This window comes from Nocardia sp. CA-145437, assembly GCF_050956485.1.
Lineage (GTDB): Bacteria > Actinomycetota > Actinomycetes > Mycobacteriales > Mycobacteriaceae > Nocardia.
The window spans coordinates 7,231,283-7,247,715 of the sequence record NZ_CP191204.1; the positions used below are offsets into that span (position 1 = coordinate 7,231,283).

A 16,433-nucleotide genomic window follows, 5' to 3' on the forward strand; every position below is an offset into this window, starting at 1 on the left:
AATATGGTGGACAGTGCGGACATAGAGGTTACCCGGGACGCTTACGACGAGGTCGCGGAACTGTACACCGATCTGTTCCGGCGGCAGTTGCAGGACAACCCGTTCGACGCCGTGATGCTGGAAGCGTTCGCGCACACGGTAAGGGAGCACGGGGCAGGCCCGGTCGCCGATATCGGCTGCGGTCCGGGCCGGGTCACCACGCATCTGGCGGCGGCCGGACTGGAGGTGTCCGGCATCGACCTGTCGCCGGAGATGATCCGGATCGCCCGCGAGCTGTACCCGGACCTGTCCTTCGAAGTCGGCCCGATGGAGCGGCTGCGGTTCGAGGACGAGTCGCTGGCCGGAATCGTGGCCTGGTACTCCATCATTCACACCCCGCCGGCCCGGGTCCCGGACGTGCTGACCGAATTCGCCCGGGTGCTGCGACCCGGCGGGCACGCGCTGTTCGGCTTCCAGGCCGCCGACGAGTCGACCGGTGTGCACGACTACGACCACAAGGTCGCCCCCGCCTACCGCTGGGCTCCGGTCACGTTCGCCGAAGCGCTGGCCGCGCACGGCTTTCGCGCCACCGCGACGCTGGCCCGGGAGGCCCGCCCCGACGAGCGCACCCCGCAGGCCATCGTGCTGGCGGTCAAGGTGTGAGCGAACCCGGGTTCAGGGGCTGACCGGTTCCGGCTCGCGGGTCGCCCGTTCGTCGAAAGCCGCTCGGGCGACGGCGATCTCGTCGGCGTGCCGCAGCGCCCACTGTCCCATGGCGTGCGTGATGTGCCCGAGGTCCGCGAGGTCCGCGCCGAGTTCGGTCAGCGCGTACTCGACCCGGGGCGGCACGGTCGGGTACACGGTCCGCCGGACCAGCCCGTCGCGTTCCAGGTCCCGCAGCATGCGGGTGAGCACCTTCTGGGTGATGCCGTCGAGGCGGCGGCGCACGCGCTGGGCGGGTGCGCGGCAAAATCGTGCTGATCTCCTGGAACCGATCGGCTATCCGGCCATTGGGATAGTTGATGCGCGGGGCGCGCCCACCCGCATACCGTCGCGCGAAGAGACCGCGTCGATCAGGGAGCAAACGGTGACGGACTGGAACGAAGAAGTCGATGTCCTGGTGGCAGGGTCGGGCGGCGGCCTGGCCGGGGCCTACACGGCCGCCCGCGAGGGGCTGAGCGTGGCGGTGGTCGAGGCCACCGAGAAGTTCGGCGGCACCACCTCGTTCTCCGGTGGCGGCGGCGTCTGGTTCCCCTGCAACCCGGTGCTGCGGCGCGAGGGCGTGGACGACACCGTCGAGGACGCGCTCACCTACTTCCGCGCGGTCGTCGGCGACCGCACCCCCGCGGATCTGCAGGAGACCTACATCCGCAATGGCGCGAAGGTCATCGAGTACCTGGAGCAGGACGACGCGTTCACGTTCCAGATGTTCCCGTGGCCGGACTACTTCGGCAAGGCCCCGAAGGCGCGCCTGGACGGCAAGCGGCACATCGTGCCCGCGCCGCTGAAGGCCGCCAAGCTGGGTGAGCTGAGCGAGTCCGTGCGCGGACCGCTGGCCACCGAACGGCACGGCGACCCGCAGCCGGACTATCTGATCGGCGGGCGCGCCCTGGTCGGCCGCTTCCTGCTGGGCCTGTCGAAGTTCCCGGACGTGGCGCTGCACCTGAACACCGCGCTGGTCGAGCTGGTGACCGAGGACGGCGCGGTGACCGGTGCGATCGTGGAGCGCGACGGGCAGCGCATCGCGATCCGGGCCCGCAAGGGCGTGCTGCTGGCGGCCGGCGGTTTCGAGGGCAACGACGAGCTGCGGCAGCGCTACGGCGTGCCGGGCGTGGCCCGGGACACCATGGGGCCGTGGGGCAATCAGGGCCAGGCGCACGTGGCGGGCATCGCGGCGGGCGCGGACACCGACCTGATGGATCAGGCGTGGTGGTCGCCGGGCCTCATCCATCCCGACGGGCGCGCGGCGTTCGCGCTGTGGTTCACCGGCGGCATCTTCGTCAACCAGGCCGGCGAGCGGTTCGTCAACGAGTCCGCGCCCTACGACCGGCTCGGCCGCGACATCATCGAGCACCTCGGCGACGGCTCGGTGACCCTCCCGTTCTGGATGATCTACGACGACGCCGAGGGCGTGGCGCCGCCGATCAAGGCCAGCAATGTGCCGATGGTCGAGGCGGAACGCTTCATCGAGGCGGGCCTGTGGAAGACCGCCGACACCCTGGAGGGTCTGGCCGCGGAGATCGGCGTCCCCGCCGACGCGCTGATCGCCACCGTGGCCCGCTTCAACGAATTCGTGACCGCGGGCGTCGATCCGGACTTCGGCCGCGGCGACGAGGCCTACGACCGCGCCTTCTCCAATGGCGAACCGCCGCTGGCCCCGATCGTGCGGGGCCCGTTCCACGCGGCCGCCTTCGGCATCTCCGACCTGGGCACCAAGGGCGGTCTGCGCACCGACACCGCCGCCCGCGTCCTGAACGAGGCGGGCGAACCCATCCCGGGTCTGTACGCCGCGGGCAACACCATGGCCGCGGTCAGCGGCACCGTCTACCCCGGCGGCGGCAACCCGATCGGCGCGTCGGTGCTGTTCAGCCACCTCGCCGCGCTCGACATGAGCACCCGCTAGAACACCCCCGAAGGTTCGCGTAGAACACCCCGGAGGTTCGCGGCGCGTCTCGTTCTGGACCGAGCGGAGGAAGGGAAGAACGAGACCTCCAGCGCCGCGAACCCGCCCCGGAGCGAAGCGAGGGGGCAAATCGAGCACAGTGTGATGCGATGGAGGCATGACGCAGGCGGGATACGACGTGATCGTGGTCGGCGGCGGCCACAACGGGTTGGTGGCCGCGGCCTACCTGGCCCGGGCCGGGAAGTCGGTGCTGGTGCTGGAACGCGCGGACCATACCGGCGGCGCGGCCGTCTCCGAGCGGGTGTTCCCCGGCTTCGACGCGCGGCTGTCGCGCTACTCGTATCTGGTGAGCCTGCTGCCCGAACGGATCGTCCGGGACCTGGATCTGAGTTTCGAGACCCGCAAGCGCCGCATCTCCTCGTACACGCCGATCGGCGATGCGGGGCTGCTGGTGGACAACGGCTCCGAGGCGGCGACCCGCGCGAGTTTCGCGCAGGTCACCGGTTCGGAGCGGGATTACGAAGCGTGGCAGCGGTTCTACGCCGTGACCGGGCGGCTGGCCGAGCGGGTGTTCCCGACACTCACCCATCCGCTGCCCACCCGCGCCGAATTGCAGCGCACGGTCGATGATTCCGCCGCCTGGGAGGCGATCTTCGAACGGCCCCTGGGGGAATCGGTGGAGGCCGCCTTCGCCGACGACACCGTGCGCGGCGTGGTGCTCACCGACGCGTTGATCGGCACCTTCACCCACGCCCACGATCCGTCGCTGCTGCAGAACCGCTGCTTCCTCTATCACGTGATCGGCGGCGGCACCGGTGACTGGAACGTGCCGGTCGGCGGCATGGGCGCGCTCACCGACGCGCTCGCGGCGGCGGCCCGCCGGGCGGGGGCGGAGATCCGGACCGGCCGCACCGTCATCGGCATCGACACCGACGGCGACACCGCGGAAGTCCGCTTCACCGAGGGCGATCGCACGGGCACGGCCGGAGCCCGGCACGTGCTGGTGAACGCCGCGCCGTACACACTGGCGGGCCTGCTGGGCGAGTCGGCCGACAAACCCGAAGGCGCGCAGCTGAAGATCAATATGCTGCTGCGGCGGCTGCCGAAACTCCGTGACCCACGCGTGGATCCGCGCACCGCCTTCGCCGGGACCTTCCACGTCTCCGAGTCCGCGGCCCAGCTCGACCGCGCCTATCGGGAGGCCGCGGCGGGCGCGCTGCCTTCGGCGCCGCCGTCGGAGATCTACTGCCACACCCTCACCGACCCGTCGATCCTCGCGCCGGAGCTGATCGAGAGCGGCTTCCACACCCTCACCCTGTTCGGCCTCCACACGCCCGCACGGCTTTTCGCCGACGACCCGCGCGGCGCGAAGCGGCGCTTGGTGGACGCCACTCTGGCGCAGCTGGATTCGGTGCTGGCCGAACCCATCGGTGACTGCCTGGCCTTGGATGGTGAGGGCAACCCGTGCATCGAGGCCCGCACCCCGGTCGAACTCGAACGCGAGGTGGGGCTGCCCGGCGGGCATATCTTCCACGCGGACTTGGCTTTTCCCTACCGCACCGGTTCCGCCGACAGCCCGGCGGAGCGGTGGGGCGTCGCGACCGGGCATCGCAATGTTCTGCTGTGCGGGGCGGGCGCGGTACGCGGCGGCGGAGTCAGCGGCATCGGCGGGCACAATGCCGCCATGGCGGTGCTGGAACAGGACTGAGCGGGTCCCGTCACCGCGAGGGCAGCAGCTGGGTGACCCGCCACAGCCGCCGCGGCAGCTCGCCCTCCTCGAACGAGTGCCGGTCGCGCAGTTCCCAGCCCGCGGCCAGGCTGTCCACCAGCGCCTCGGAGAAGAAGTGCACCGCGAACCCGCCGTGCTCGTAGATGTCGTCGCCCAGCGCCTTACCGGTGCCGAAGTGCGCGTCGTCGGTATTGCGGACGGTGTAGACGAACGCCCCGCCGGGCTTGAGCACCCGGCGGATCTCCGCGACCAGGTCCCGCAGCTCCTGGGTGCTGAGGTTCATGCACAGCAGCATGTGCGCGTAGACCGCGTCCACGGCGCGGTACGGCAGCGGAATCGGCTGGCGGACATCGTGTTCCAGGGTGGTCACCCGCGCGCTCAGCCCGGCCGCGTCCGCCCACTCCCGCAACTGGGCCAGCCCGACGGCGCTGAAATCGGTGGCCGTCACCCGAAAACCGCGGCGCGCCAGATAGATCGCGTCGCGGCCATGACCCGCGCCCAGTTCCAGCACCTCGACGGCGCCCTGCTCGCGGAACAGATCGGCCGCGTACACCGCGGCCTCCGACGGCTGCTCGCCGTACATGCCCGGATGCGTGCGGTAGGTGCGCTGCCAATGTTCGTGCTGGTCGCTCATGCTGCGTCCTTTCGGGCACGAGCGGAGCGCCGCGTGGTTAGGCTGCGCTGCCGCCTCCGCGCTTGACCGCTCATGCCGCGTCCTTTCGGGCACGAGCGGAGCGCTGCGTGGTTACGCTGCGCTGCCGCCTCCGCGCTTGACCGCTCATGCTGCGTCCTTTCGGGCACGAGCGGAGCGCTGCGTGGTTACGCTGCGCTGCCGCCTCCGCGCTTGACCGCTCATGCCCCCCATCATGTCCGACCGGCGGCGGCTCGGGGGTTAGGACGTGCGGCGGCCGTCCGCGCCGTGCTGGCCGCCCATGATGTCGGAGCAGCAGCGAATGAAGTAGCGCACCACCGGATCGGCCTCGGAGGCGTCCGGCCAGACCACGGCGACCCGGGTGGGGCCGATGCCGTGTACGGGCCGGAACACCACGCCCGGGTATTCGGTGCGGGAGGTGGAGGCGGGGGTGAAGCTCACCCCGAAGCCATTGGCGATGGCGCGCAGCCATTCGTCGGTATTGCGGGCGATGGCGCCGATGATGGCGGTGTCCGCGGGCCGTGAGTCCAGGCCCATCCAATAGTCGCGCCACCAACCGGTTTCGGCGGGCGAAGCGACGTAGGGCTCGTCCCACAGTTCCCGGAACGCGATGTCGTGGCGGTCCGCGAGCGGATGGTCCTCGGGCAGCGCGATCCAGCGCGGTTCAGCGAACAGTTCCCGCAGGTGGTATTCGTCCTGACCGGGAAAGGGCAAGCGCAGCAGGGCGACATCCACATCGCCCTCGTCGAGTCCGGCGGTCGGGTCGGTCCAGCCGCCCTGGTGCAGATCGACCTGCCAGTCCGGGTGCAGCCGGTGGAAGACCCGGATGATCTCCGGGATATGGCCGTCGGCCGCGCTGTTCACGCAACCCAGCCGCAGCACCCGGGAGGCGCGGCTGGAGTCGCTCTTGGTGTTGCGCAGGATCCGGTCCCAGGACGCGAGCAGCGCGGGCAGCTGCTCGGCGAGCACCTTGCCGGCCGCGGTCAGGGTCCAGCCCGCCCGGGACCGGATGAACAGTTCCACCCCCAGCTGCTGTTCGAGCTGTTTGATCTGGGTCGCCAGCGCGGGCTGCGCGACATGCAGTCGCTGCGCCGCCCGCGGCAGGTTCTCCGCATCCGCGACTGCCAGGAAGTAACGCAGCAGTCGCGTGTCGATATCCATGCCACCAGGTTAGGAACAGGGCAACCGGTAGGCATACCCCCTGGCTTGGAAGGTGGGATTCGGGCGGCATGCTACCGGCGGTTCCGTGTCGGGAGGGGCGGCACGCGGGGAGTGACGGTGCTCGCGTCGGGCGATTCGGGCGTCGGCGCGCGCTGGATTCGAATTGCTACGAAGTTGCCCTACTCGAAAGGCGAGGACGACGAGCCCGGCGAGAATCAGCGCACGACAGGCAGTTCCGAGCCCGGATCGGCGAGCCAGAGCAGCCAGTGAGGGGCGAGCAGGGCGGCGAATTCGTCGTAGCCGGTCGCGCTCGGGTGGTAGCCGTCACCGGCGGCGATGTCGCGCATCCAGATCTGGTTCTCACGTAAGGGCTGATGGGCCCGCAGGTAGGGCGCCTGCGCCTGCTCGCACAGCTCGGCGTAGCGGACGTCGAGGTCCAGCAGCCGGGCATTGTGCTCGTCGTCGACGTTCGGCGGCGGCGCGACCACCATTGCCTGCCAACCCTTTTCCCGCGCCCGGCGCAGGATCTCGGCCAGATTGCGCACCGACTCCGCGGAATCGACTCGGGGACGCCCGTTCTCGAACTGGGTGTCGTTGACGCCGGTGGAGATCACCACCCGGCAGTCCGCGCCCGCGGGCAGCCGGGGCGCGCATTCGGCCTCCCACCGCCCCCGTAGCTCGGTGCTGTTCTCCCGGCGGATCCCCAAGTTGTAGTAGGTCAGGGGCTGCCCGGCCGCGGTCGCCCGGGCCGCCAGCCGCCCCGCCCACCCCAGGCATTTCTGATCACCGACCCCGGCGACGAACGACTCCCCCAGAAAGCAGACACGCAGATCGAGCACCACGGGCAGATCCTCGCACGCCGGTCGAACCACCGCCCGATCCCCGGAATAAGCCGGAAAAACCGATACCGGAACCGGGCGCGGCGGACGCTTCGGGCCGGGCTTGTCGGGCAGTGTCCGGCCCACGGGTTACGGTTAGCGACGTCAGCCGACCCTGGGACCGCAGCCGTTCCCACGATCCGAAAGCGCGAATAGGACATGCGAGTCGACGGGCGGGAGATTCCCGTCTCCGGCAGCCTGCTGCAGCCGCGGATCCGCCGGACCAGTGACATTCTGCGCGTCGTGCTGTCCGCGCTGTCGGTGGCCGTGGTCATCGCGGGATCGCTGATCAGCAGGCCGCAATGGGAGGCGCTGGAACGGTCGGTATCCAAGATCGTGGGGTTCCTGACCCCGGAACAGTCCAACCTGGTCTACATCGTCTACGGCATCGCCGTCCTGGTGCTGCCCTTCGCCATCCTGGTGCGGCTGGTGCTGCGCCGGCAGTGGAAGCTCCTGGCGGGCTTCACCTCCGCGGGCCTGATCGCGCTGGCGCTGTTCTCCATCACCGGCAGCGGCTTCTCCGCGCCCCGCTGGCATCTGTCCGAGGCCGGGCAGGTCAACACCTTCCTGTCGCAGTTCCTCGACGATCCGCGCTGGATCGCCATGCTGGCCGCGACGCTCACCGTGGCCAGCCCGTGGCTGCCCGCGCGGGCCCGGCGCTGGTGGTGGACGCTGCTGCTGGCGTTCGTGCCGATCCACCTGTTCGTCTCGCTGGTGGTGCCCGCCCGCGCGGCCCTGGGCCTGGTGGTGGGCTGGCTGGTGGGCGCGGTGATCGTGCTGGTGGTCGGCACCCCCGCGCTGGAGGTGCCGCTGGCCGCCGCGGTGCGGGTGCTGGCCCAGCGCGGCTTCCGGGTCACCGCGTTCACGGTGCTGCGCCCGGCCGCCCGTGGGCCGCTGGTGCTTTCGGCGTCGACGACGCCGCAGCCCGAGCTGAGCGCCTCGCCCAACGGCCCGTCCGGCGAAGCCGAGTCCGGCGAATCCCATTCGCCGGACGATGAATTGATCATCGAACTGTACGGCGCGAACCAGCGCAGCCGCGGCATGCTGCAACAGTTGCGGCGCTGGCTGACCATTCGCAGCGGCGAGTATCCGGCCCCGTTCGCGTCCATGCGGCGCGCGGTCGAGCACAAGGCGCTGATGGGTTTCGCCATCGCGGATCTGGGGCTGGCCAGCTACAAACCGCTCACCGTCGCGGCGCTGGACCGCGGCTGGACGCTGTACGCGCACACCGTGCCCCAGGGCCGTCCGCTCGCGGCCGCCGACGGGGAACCGGCGCTGACCCGGGTGTGGCAGGCGCTGCACCGCATGCACCAGGCCCAGATGTCGCACGGTGATCTGCGCACCGACGAGATCCGCATCCTCGACGACGCCGTGCTGTTCGGCGGCTTCGTGCAATCGGAATTCGGCGCCTACCAGGTGCGTTTCGACTCCGACGTGGCCCAGCTGCTGCTCGGCTCGTCGGCGTTGTTCGGCACCGGCCCGGCGGTGCGGACCGCGCTCGAGGTGCTGGACAAGCAGGCCGTGCTCGACGCCTCGGCGCGACTCACCAAGACCGCCATGCCCACGCACGTCCGCAAGGCGGTGCCCGACGCGGGCGAGTTGATGACGTCGATCCGCGAGGAAGTGGCCGCGCAGACCGGGCAGGACAAGATCGAGGCCGCGCAGATCAACCGCTTCTCGCGCAACCAGATCATCCAGCTGGTCCTGCTGATCGGCCTGGTGTACGTGGCCTACCCCTACATCAGCGCGGTGCCGACCTTCGCCTCCGAACTGGGCAGCCTGAACTGGTGGTGGGCGCTGCTCGGATTGACCGTGTCCGCGCTGACCTACGTGGGCGCGGCGATGGCGTTGTGGGCGTGCGCCTCCGAGGCGGTGAAGTTCCGCAATCTGCTGCTCATGCAGATCGCCAACACCTTCGCCGCGACCACCACCCCGGCCGGTGTCGGCGGTCTGGCGTTGAGCGTGCGCTTCCTGCAGAAGGGCGGGCTCGGCGCGGTGCGGGCCACCGCGGCGGTCGCATTGCAGCAGACCGTCCAGGTGGTGACCCACGTGCTGCTGCTGCTGATCTTCGGCGCGCTGGCCGGAACCTCCACCGACCTCTCGCATTTCGTGCCCAGCGCCACCGTGCTGTACCTCGTGGCCGGCGCCCTGCTGGGCCTGCTGGGCGTGACCATGTTCGTCCCCAAGGTGCGAAAGTGGCTGCTCAACGAGGTGCGCCCGCAGCTGGCGGATGTGGTCGCCCAGCTGAAGGACTTGGCGCGGCGCCCGGGGCGGCTGGCCATGATCGTGGGCGGCTGCGCCACCACCACCCTCGGCATGGCGCTGGCGCTGTGGGCCAGTATCGAAGCCTTCGGCGGCAGTACGACTTTCGTGACCGTCACCATCGTCACCATGATCGGAGGCACGCTGGCCTCGGCCGCGCCGACGCCCGGCGGTGTGGGCGCGGTGGAGGCGGCGCTCATCGGTGGTCTGGCCGCGTTCGGAGTGTCGGCGGGGATCGCGGTCCCCGCCGTGCTCCTCTACCGCGTGCTGACCTGCTGGCTGCCGGTGTTCTGCGGCTGGCCGATCATGCGCTGGCTCACCGCGAAGGACATGATTTGACACTCGCGCCCGGTGCGGGAGCAACGGGCGCGGGAGGCTAGAGCGCAGCTGTCGGGTCAGGCCGAATACTGGTCGCGCAGTGCGACCTTCACGACCTTGCCGCTGGCATTGCGGGGCAGCTCGGGCACCACCACCAGATGCTTGGGGTGCTTGTAGCGGGCCAGGGACTCGTTCAGGAACGGCTCCAGCTCCTCGAGGGTCAGCTCGTCGATGCCCGCGGCCAGCGCGACCACCGCCACCGGCACCTCGCCCCACTTCTCGTGGGCGCGGCCGACCACGGCGGCCTCGTGGATCTTGGGGTGCGCGAAGAGCACGTTCTCGACCTCGGCGCAGTAGATGTTCTCGCCGCCGGAGATGATCATGTCCTTCTTGCGGTCGACCACGTAGACGAAGCCCTCCTCGTCGCGGCGCACCAGATCACCGGAGTGGAACCAGCCGCCGTGGAAGGCCTCCGCCGTGGCCTCGGGCTTGTTCCAGTAGCGCTGCATGAGAGTCGGTCCGCGGTAGACGATCTCGCCGATCTCACCCGGCGCGACATCGTTCATCTCGTCGTCGACGACCCGGACCTGCAGGGTCGGGATGGGCAGGCCGACCGAGCCGAGCTTGCGCAGCGCGTCCTTGCCCTCGAGCACACAGGTGATGGGCGACAGCTCGGTCTGACCGAAGACCGCCACGTTGAAGGCGTCCGGGAAGCAGTCGGCCATGGCCCGCAGCACCGTGTCCGAGGCGGGGGCCGCGCCCCACGACAGCGCCCGCAAGGCCAGCTTGCGCTGCTTGACGGTGGGCTCCTCACAGATGAGCTGCCACTGTGCCGGGACGCAGAACGCGGTGGTGGCCTGCTCGGCCTCGATGGCGTCGAGGAATTCGGTGGCGTCGAACGCGCCCAGCGGGTGCAGCACGGTGGTGCCGCCGAGCATGAAATACGGGGCGAGACTGCCCAATCCGGCGATGTGGAACAGCGGCGAGGTGCAGAAGCCGATGGAATCGGGGCTGATCTCCAGGGCCCGGATACAGGTCAGCGCCTGCGCGTTCATGTTCGCGTGGGTGAGCACCGCGCCCTTGGGGCTGCCGGTGGTGCCCGAGGTGTACATGATCAGGCAGGGCGTGTCCTCCGGAATGTCGAGCGGCGCATGGGGTTCACCCGGCTCGGCGAGCAGCTCGTCGTAGCCGAGCACTCCCTCGCCGGTCCGCCCGTTGATCACGACCACGGTGGACAGCTCCGCGGCCTGCCCCGCCACGCCCACCGCGAGCGGCTGCAGCACCGAGTCGGTGACGATCGCCTTCGCGCCGGAGTCGGCCACGATGTAGGCGACCTCGGGCGGGGTGAGCCGGAAGTTCACCGGCACCGCGATGGCGCCGAGGGCGTTGATGCCCATGACCGCCTCGATGTACTCGGTGTAGTTCAGCGCCAGGATGAGCACGCGATCGCCGAACCCGACCCCTCGACGGGACAGCGCGTCGGCGAACTTCTCCGACCGCTCGTGCAGCTGCTTCCAGGTGGTCTCCGCGCCCTTGAACCTGAAGGCCACGTGACCGGGCCGCATGGCCGCGTGCGTGGCGATCTGGTTCACCCAGTGGTTGCGAACCGATCGAATCGGCTCGTCTAGCGGCTGGAAGGTCATGCGGTGTCCTTTCACGCTGATCGACCGTGAGAATACCGCTTAACTTTCTGACGTGACAAGGGTTACAGAGAAGGATTAATCGATACGTTCTCACCCAGTCATCCAGCAGTTCAGAGGCCATATCCAGGCGTGTACCACCGTGTTGCCCACAGGTACCCATACACAGACCCACAGGTGACAGCACTGTGTATATGCAAACTCCGACTCACATCAGGGTTGTCGCTCCATATGCAACTATGCGAGTATCGGGGCAGTTGCGAGAGGCAGGGAGAGGACAGCGCCCATGGCACTGAAGACCAGATTCACCGAGACCTTCGGGGTGGAGCACCCGATCGTGCAGGGCGGCATGATGTGGGTCGGCCGCGCCGAGCTCGCCGCGGCCGTCTCCGAGGCGGGCGGCCTCGGCATCATCACCGCGCTGACCCAGCCCACCCCCGACGACCTGCGCCGCGAGATCGACCGCGCACGGGAGCTGACCGACAAGCCCTTCGGCGTGAACGTCACCATCCTGCCGTCGATCAACCCGCCGCCGTACCAGGAGTACGTGCAGGCCATCATCGAGTCCGGCGTGAAGATCGTGGAGACCGCCGGGTCCAACCCCGAGCCGTTCCTGCCGTACTACAAGGAAGCCGGGATCAAGGTGCTGCACAAGTGCACCAGCGTCCGGCACGCGCTCAAGGCCCAGAAGATCGGCGTCGACGGCGTGTCCATCGACGGCTTCGAATGCGCCGGCCACCCCGGCGAGGACGACGTGCCCGGTCTGATCCTGATCCCGGCCGCCACCAAGGCGCTCGACATCCCGGTCATCGCCTCCGGTGGTATCGCCGACGCCCGCGGCCTGGTCGCGGCGCTGGCGCTGGGCGCGGACGGCGTGAACATGGGCACCCGCTTCATGTGCACCCAGGAGTCGGCCATCCACCAGACGGTCAAGGAGCAGATCGTCGCCAACTCCGAGCGGGCCACCCAGCTCATCTTCCGCACCATGCACAACACCGCGCGGGTGGCGGACAACGAGATCAGCCGCAAGGTCGTCGAGATCGAGAAGGCGGGCGGCAAGTTCGAGGACGTCCGGGACCTGGTCGCGGGCGCCCGCGGTCGCCGGGTGTTCGAGGAGGGCGACCTGGACGCCGGCATCTGGTCGGCCGGTCAGGTGCAGGGCCTCATCGACGACATCCCGACCTGCGGCGAGCTGGTGTCGCGCATGGTCACCGAGGCCGAGGCGCTGATCGGGCAGCGGCTGGCGGGCATGCTCGGCTGATCCCTTCGGGATGATTCCGGCGAAAGTCGGTACGTCCCAGACAATTACGACAAGAGCCCTTGGCACTCGTGCCGAGGGCTCTCGTCATTCGGGGTATCCCAGGACGCTGGATCCGTCATGCTTTTCAGTAACGACGGATGCGGCGGAGGTGCCTGAAATGGCAATCACTCGAATCTATCTCGACGACGACGCGCTGCGCCGGACCATGGCCATCTCCGGTGTGTACACCGAACAGGACGCGGTGAACCTAGCACTGCGGTTCTTCAGTACCCACGCCACGGCCGAGGATTTCGACCAGCCCTTTCACTCTCGCACCGCCTCGTAATCCCAGGCGGCGGTGAGCCTCGCGGCGGTCGCGGGGCCGTGCCTGCACGAAAGGTCTTCAGACCGCGAGGAAATCTTGGCAGAATCGCCGGAGTACCTCGACGGCCGACAGCGCGCGGACACGGGAGGGCATTCCTGTGCACCACAGTACGAGAGCGACCACCGATCCCACCCCGGCGACGAGGGTGTCGATCGTCGGCGTCGGTTGCCGGGCCACCGGCACCGACTTCGACCACGCGTGGTTCGGGCTGGACCGGCTCGCCGCCGTCGGCCTGACCCCGCGCCAGCGCACCACCCTCGAGGCGGCCGTCGAAGCCCTCGACGACTCCGGATTGGGTTGCCTGGCAACGGGTTCCCAGGCGGCGGTCGTGTTCGGCGCGATCGGCGGCACCAATACGGCACACCACCTGTCGCGTGCGCTCGACCTGCGCGGGCCCAGTCTGACCGTGGACAGCCAGCGGGCCTCACCGCTGGTGGCGGTGGACATGGGCGTCCGGCTGCTGGCTGACGAATCCGTGCCGTTCGTCCTCGCCGGGGGCGTGGATCTCACACTGCTCCCGGATATCTCGGACCTGCGCCTGCCGCTGCCGCGGGGCGCGGGGCACGAGGGCGGCGACCGCGCGGGCGGTGGCGCCGGGGTGTGCACCGTCCTGGTGCTGCAACGCACCGGCGACGCGTTGCGCACCCGGACCCGCCGGTACGCCGAAATCGGCGGCCCCGGAATCGGTTTCCGCGAGGCGCGCGGTGTGGACGCGCATATCGCCCTAGACGATCCACGCCGGGGCGGATCGTCCGACTCCGGCCGCGGTGAGGAACCGCCCGTTCTCATCCCGGTCTCCGGATCCGACGCCGTCACCATCCACCACCTGGCCCTGCGCTGGGCCGTCGCGCTCGGTTCGTACCGATCTCTGCGCGAATTCGCCGCCGCCACGGCCAGACTCGTGCCCGAACCGGCCCGCGCCGCCGTCATCGCGCGGGACGGCATCGAAGCCGCCGCCCAGTTGCGCGCGCTCGCCCGCCGGATCGAGGCGAGCACCGCGACGGATCGCGCACGGGCACCGCTGGCGACGCCCGGCACCGGCTCCGTGACAGCCGCCCCCTTCGTGACGGTGTCCGGGCCCGATGTCTTCACCCCGGTCCGCGAACGTGCGGATGGCGGCGTACTTCTCCTGTTCCCCGGGACAGGAGACCATCCGCGCATGGGACGCGCCCTCGCCGCGCGCTACCCGGTCTTCGCCGCGGCCCTCACCAGGGCTGTCGACGCGGTCGTCGCGGTGGGCGGCCCGCGAGTATGGACGCCGCGCTATGGATTCGGGCGGAACGGGCACGTCCCGGTGACGACCTCGGCAAACCCGCACCCGGCGTCGGACCATTCACCACCGTCCACGGCCACCGCCGCGTCGAGTCACGGCGCTGACGGAGCAGACGCTGCGGAGCTCGACGAGACACCGTGCGCGGGTGACCTTCCCGATAGCCGGACCGGCAGTGGCATCCACGGCGACCTCCGAAACTCCGGTCGCCACGACGGGGGAGTCACGGGCATCCCGGATGGCCGCGATGGGATCGTTTCCCGGCAGATTTCGCTGTTCGTCTTCCAGTACGCGCTGACGGCATTGCTGGAGTCGTGGGGGATTCACGCGGACGGCGTCGCCGGGCACGGTGCGGGCGAGGTCGCGGCGGCGGTCGGGTGCGGCGCGTTGTCGCTCGAGGACGGGGCGCGCGTGGCGGTGGCGCGAGCGCGGTTGGTGGCCCGGGCCGGTGGCGGCGGGGCCGCGGCGGTGCTGGAGGCGACCCCCGCCGAGGTGAATCAGCTGGTCACGCCGATGAGCGCGGAGGTCGCGGTGGCCGCCGTGGACGGCCTGGCGATCACCGTGTCCGGTGAGCCACGGTATGTCGACGCGCTGGTCCGGCGAGCCCATCGGCGCGCCATCTTCGCACAGCGGGTACCCGCCGGATCGGATCACGAGCCGCCACACCTGCCGATGGTCCGCGGCCGCGCCCACGAATTGCGCGGCGAGCTCGCTGATCTCACACCCCGGCAGCCGTGGTGGCCGCTCTATTCGGCCACCCGCCGCGGCGCCGTGCTGCGCCCCGAAAGCCCGGATGGCTCGGCCCACGACAACGACACTCCAGCCCTCCGCACCAGCCCGACACGTACAGACCTTGGCACCAACCCGACGAGCAAAGACCCACGCACCAGCCCGACGCGTACGGACCCACGCACCAGCCCGACGCGTACGGACCCGAATGCTGGCCAGACACCCGCTATCCCGAGCACTGGCCTACCGGGTGACCCGATGGGCGGCGGCCCGTCCGCCGCGCCCGACCCGGCCAGCGCGCTCCGCATGGACGGCGAGTACTGGGCCGAGAACGTCTCGCACGCGGTCGAGCTCGCGGCGGCGCTGGACAGTGTTGTCGCGGACGGCTTTTCGACCGTGCTCGAGGTCGGTCCCACCTCGGTGCTGACCTCCGCGGTGCGGGAGCGGATCGCGCTGCGGGACGGGGTGTGGCCCGTGCTGGCGGCGGATGACGAGGCGGGGAGTCTGTTGCGGACGATCGCGCGGCTGTATCTGGAAGGGCGCACCGTGGATTGGACCGCGCTGGGTCCGCACACGACCGCACCGCCGCAACGGCAGTGGCGGCGACCGGATTCCGGTGATTCGGGCAGTTGGCCGCGGCCCGGGTTCGCCGCGGACGGACATCCGCCCGGTCCGGTGTTCCCTGAGGTGGAGATCCGTCCCGAGGGGACGTACGTGGTGGCGGGCGGGCTGGGGCCGCAGGGCGAGGCCGCGGTGCGGTGGCTGCTGGCGGCCGGCGCGCGGGACGTGGTGGTGTTGACGCGCACACCGCGGCCGCTGCCCGCCCGATTGACCGGCATGGAGGATCGGATCGTCATGATGCGGTGCGACTGCGCCGATCGCGCCGACCTCGCGACGGCCCTGCAGGACATTCGCGAATGCGGGTCGGCGGTGCGGGGTGTGGTGCACGCGTCCGGCGCGACGCGGCTGGTGGCGGCGACCAATCTGCTGGAGCTGACCGCGGCCGATCCCACGGATTTCACCGTGCTGCTGACCTCGGCGCCCGGCGCGGGCGGGCCGGAGGCGGTGCGGGAACTCGCGGACGCGCAGGCGGATCGGCGGGTCATCTGCGTGGAGTGGGAGGTCGGGCCCGCGGCCTGAACGAGGATCGGCGCCGGCTGAGGCATGATGACTGGATGACGGATCCCGAGATCACGGTCAAGTGGAAGAAGGAGCCGGACGAGCACGATTACCCGGCCGCCGCGGACTACCTCGAGATGCTGGCGGAGCCGGACGTCATCGAGCAGGTCGTCCAGTCGCTGCGCGACGCGGAGGTGACCCACAAGAAGGCCAAGGACCTGTTGCGGGCGTCGCACCTGAAGATCCTGCCGAGCTACAACCCCTACGTGCGGCGTGACCTGGCCAAGATCACGGCCGGGAAGGCGCTGTCGCCGATCCTGGTGGTGCGCGGCGACTTCCGTCAGGGCGTGCCCATGCAGATCGTCGACGGCTACCACCGGGTGTGCGCCATCTATTACACCGACGAGAACATCGCGATCCCGGTGAAGATCGCCCCGCTGCCGTGAGC

Annotated in this window: 13 protein-coding genes; 8 read left to right on the forward strand and 5 right to left on the reverse strand. The window is 70.1% G+C overall.

Translation table 11 applies throughout. From position 1 onward, the window contains the following. Positions 1-3 precede the first annotated feature (3 nt). Entirely contained in the window at positions 4-642 is a 639-nt protein-coding gene (locus tag ACQPYY_RS33460; RefSeq protein ID WP_433592210.1) for a class I SAM-dependent methyltransferase, read from the forward strand. 12 nt (positions 643-654) lie between these two features. On the opposite strand, the gene ACQPYY_RS33465 is transcribed toward ACQPYY_RS33460, so the two are convergent. Next, the gene (locus tag ACQPYY_RS33465) at positions 655-927 is read right to left on the reverse strand and encodes a winged helix-turn-helix transcriptional regulator (protein ID WP_433592211.1); all 273 of its coding nucleotides are present in this window, start codon (positions 925-927) and stop codon (positions 655-657) included. Between the two features lie 139 nt (positions 928-1,066). Here ACQPYY_RS33465 and ACQPYY_RS33470 point away from each other — a divergent pair, with 139 nt between their 5' ends. Beyond that, a complete protein-coding gene (locus ACQPYY_RS33470) occupies positions 1,067-2,602 on the forward strand; it encodes an FAD-binding protein (protein WP_433592212.1) in 1,536 nt (511 codons plus the stop codon). Positions 2,603-2,759: 157 nt separating this feature from the next. Next, positions 2,760-4,310 (forward strand): phytoene desaturase family protein, encoded by a 1,551-nt coding sequence (locus tag ACQPYY_RS33475; RefSeq protein WP_433592213.1) that lies wholly within the window; start codon positions 2,760-2,762, stop codon positions 4,308-4,310. A gap of 10 nt (positions 4,311-4,320) precedes the next feature. On the opposite strand, the gene ACQPYY_RS33480 is transcribed toward ACQPYY_RS33475, so the two are convergent. From ACQPYY_RS33480 to ACQPYY_RS33490, 3 genes are all read right to left on the reverse strand, one after another. Next, positions 4,321-4,965, reverse strand: a complete 645-nt coding sequence (locus tag ACQPYY_RS33480; protein ID WP_433592214.1) for a class I SAM-dependent methyltransferase — start codon at positions 4,963-4,965, stop codon at positions 4,321-4,323. 258 nt (positions 4,966-5,223) lie between these two features. Next, on the reverse strand, positions 5,224-6,144 hold the full coding sequence (locus ACQPYY_RS33485) for a LysR family transcriptional regulator (RefSeq protein WP_433592215.1): 921 nt from the start codon (positions 6,142-6,144) through the stop codon (positions 5,224-5,226). Positions 6,145-6,359: 215 nt separating this feature from the next. After that, a complete protein-coding gene (locus ACQPYY_RS33490; protein ID WP_433592216.1) occupies positions 6,360-7,016 on the reverse strand; it encodes a GDSL-type esterase/lipase family protein in 657 nt (218 codons plus the stop codon). A gap of 165 nt (positions 7,017-7,181) precedes the next feature. On the opposite strand from ACQPYY_RS33490, the gene ACQPYY_RS33495 reads away from it, so the two are divergent. Further along, on the forward strand, positions 7,182-9,623 hold the full coding sequence (locus ACQPYY_RS33495; protein WP_433592217.1) for a lysylphosphatidylglycerol synthase transmembrane domain-containing protein: 2,442 nt from the start codon (positions 7,182-7,184) through the stop codon (positions 9,621-9,623). A gap of 56 nt (positions 9,624-9,679) precedes the next feature. Here ACQPYY_RS33495 and fadD5 read toward each other — a convergent pair whose 3' ends face one another. Then, positions 9,680-11,245: a fatty-acid--CoA ligase FadD5 gene (fadD5, locus tag ACQPYY_RS33500; RefSeq protein ID WP_433592218.1), complete on the reverse strand. Its 1,566-nt coding sequence runs from the start codon at positions 11,243-11,245 to the stop codon at positions 9,680-9,682. Between the two features lie 283 nt (positions 11,246-11,528). Here fadD5 and ACQPYY_RS33505 point away from each other — a divergent pair, with 283 nt between their 5' ends. The 4 genes from ACQPYY_RS33505 to ACQPYY_RS33520 all read left to right on the forward strand — a co-directional run bounded on the left by ACQPYY_RS33505 (position 11,529) and on the right by ACQPYY_RS33520 (position 16,431). Continuing rightward, the gene (locus ACQPYY_RS33505; protein ID WP_379102784.1) at positions 11,529-12,503 is read left to right on the forward strand and encodes an NAD(P)H-dependent flavin oxidoreductase; all 975 of its coding nucleotides are present in this window, start codon (positions 11,529-11,531) and stop codon (positions 12,501-12,503) included. Positions 12,504-12,660: 157 nt separating this feature from the next. Next, on the forward strand, positions 12,661-12,828 hold the full coding sequence (locus ACQPYY_RS33510; protein WP_357098794.1) for a type II toxin-antitoxin system VapB family antitoxin: 168 nt from the start codon (positions 12,661-12,663) through the stop codon (positions 12,826-12,828). A 184-nt stretch (positions 12,829-13,012) separates the two neighbouring features. After that, positions 13,013-16,006 (forward strand): acyltransferase domain-containing protein, encoded by a 2,994-nt coding sequence (locus tag ACQPYY_RS33515; protein WP_433592219.1) that lies wholly within the window; start codon positions 13,013-13,015, stop codon positions 16,004-16,006. A gap of 35 nt (positions 16,007-16,041) precedes the next feature. Continuing rightward, a complete protein-coding gene (locus ACQPYY_RS33520; RefSeq protein WP_379102790.1) occupies positions 16,042-16,431 on the forward strand; it encodes a hypothetical protein in 390 nt (129 codons plus the stop codon). Positions 16,432-16,433: the final 2 nt, after the last annotated feature.

Bases quoted from the DNA above. Each gene is read 5' to 3' on its own strand.
- ACQPYY_RS33460 (WP_433592210.1), top strand. From the start codon at position 4: ATGGTGGACAGTGCGGACATAGAGGTTACCCGGGACGCTTACGACGAG.
- ACQPYY_RS33475 (WP_433592213.1), top strand. From the start codon at position 2,760: ATGACGCAGGCGGGATACGACGTGATCGTGGTCGGCGGCGGCCACAAC.
- ACQPYY_RS33480 (WP_433592214.1), bottom strand. From the start codon at position 4,965: ATGAGCGACCAGCACGAACATTGGCAGCGCACCTACCGCACGCATCCG.
- ACQPYY_RS33485 (WP_433592215.1), bottom strand. From the start codon at position 6,144: ATGGATATCGACACGCGACTGCTGCGTTACTTCCTGGCAGTCGCGGAT.
- ACQPYY_RS33495 (WP_433592217.1), top strand. From the start codon at position 7,182: ATGCGAGTCGACGGGCGGGAGATTCCCGTCTCCGGCAGCCTGCTGCAG.
- fadD5 (WP_433592218.1), bottom strand. From the start codon at position 11,245: ATGACCTTCCAGCCGCTAGACGAGCCGATTCGATCGGTTCGCAACCAC.
- ACQPYY_RS33505 (WP_379102784.1), top strand. From the start codon at position 11,529: ATGGCACTGAAGACCAGATTCACCGAGACCTTCGGGGTGGAGCACCCG.
- ACQPYY_RS33510 (WP_357098794.1), top strand. From the start codon at position 12,661: ATGGCAATCACTCGAATCTATCTCGACGACGACGCGCTGCGCCGGACC.
- ACQPYY_RS33520 (WP_379102790.1), top strand. From the start codon at position 16,042: ATGACGGATCCCGAGATCACGGTCAAGTGGAAGAAGGAGCCGGACGAG.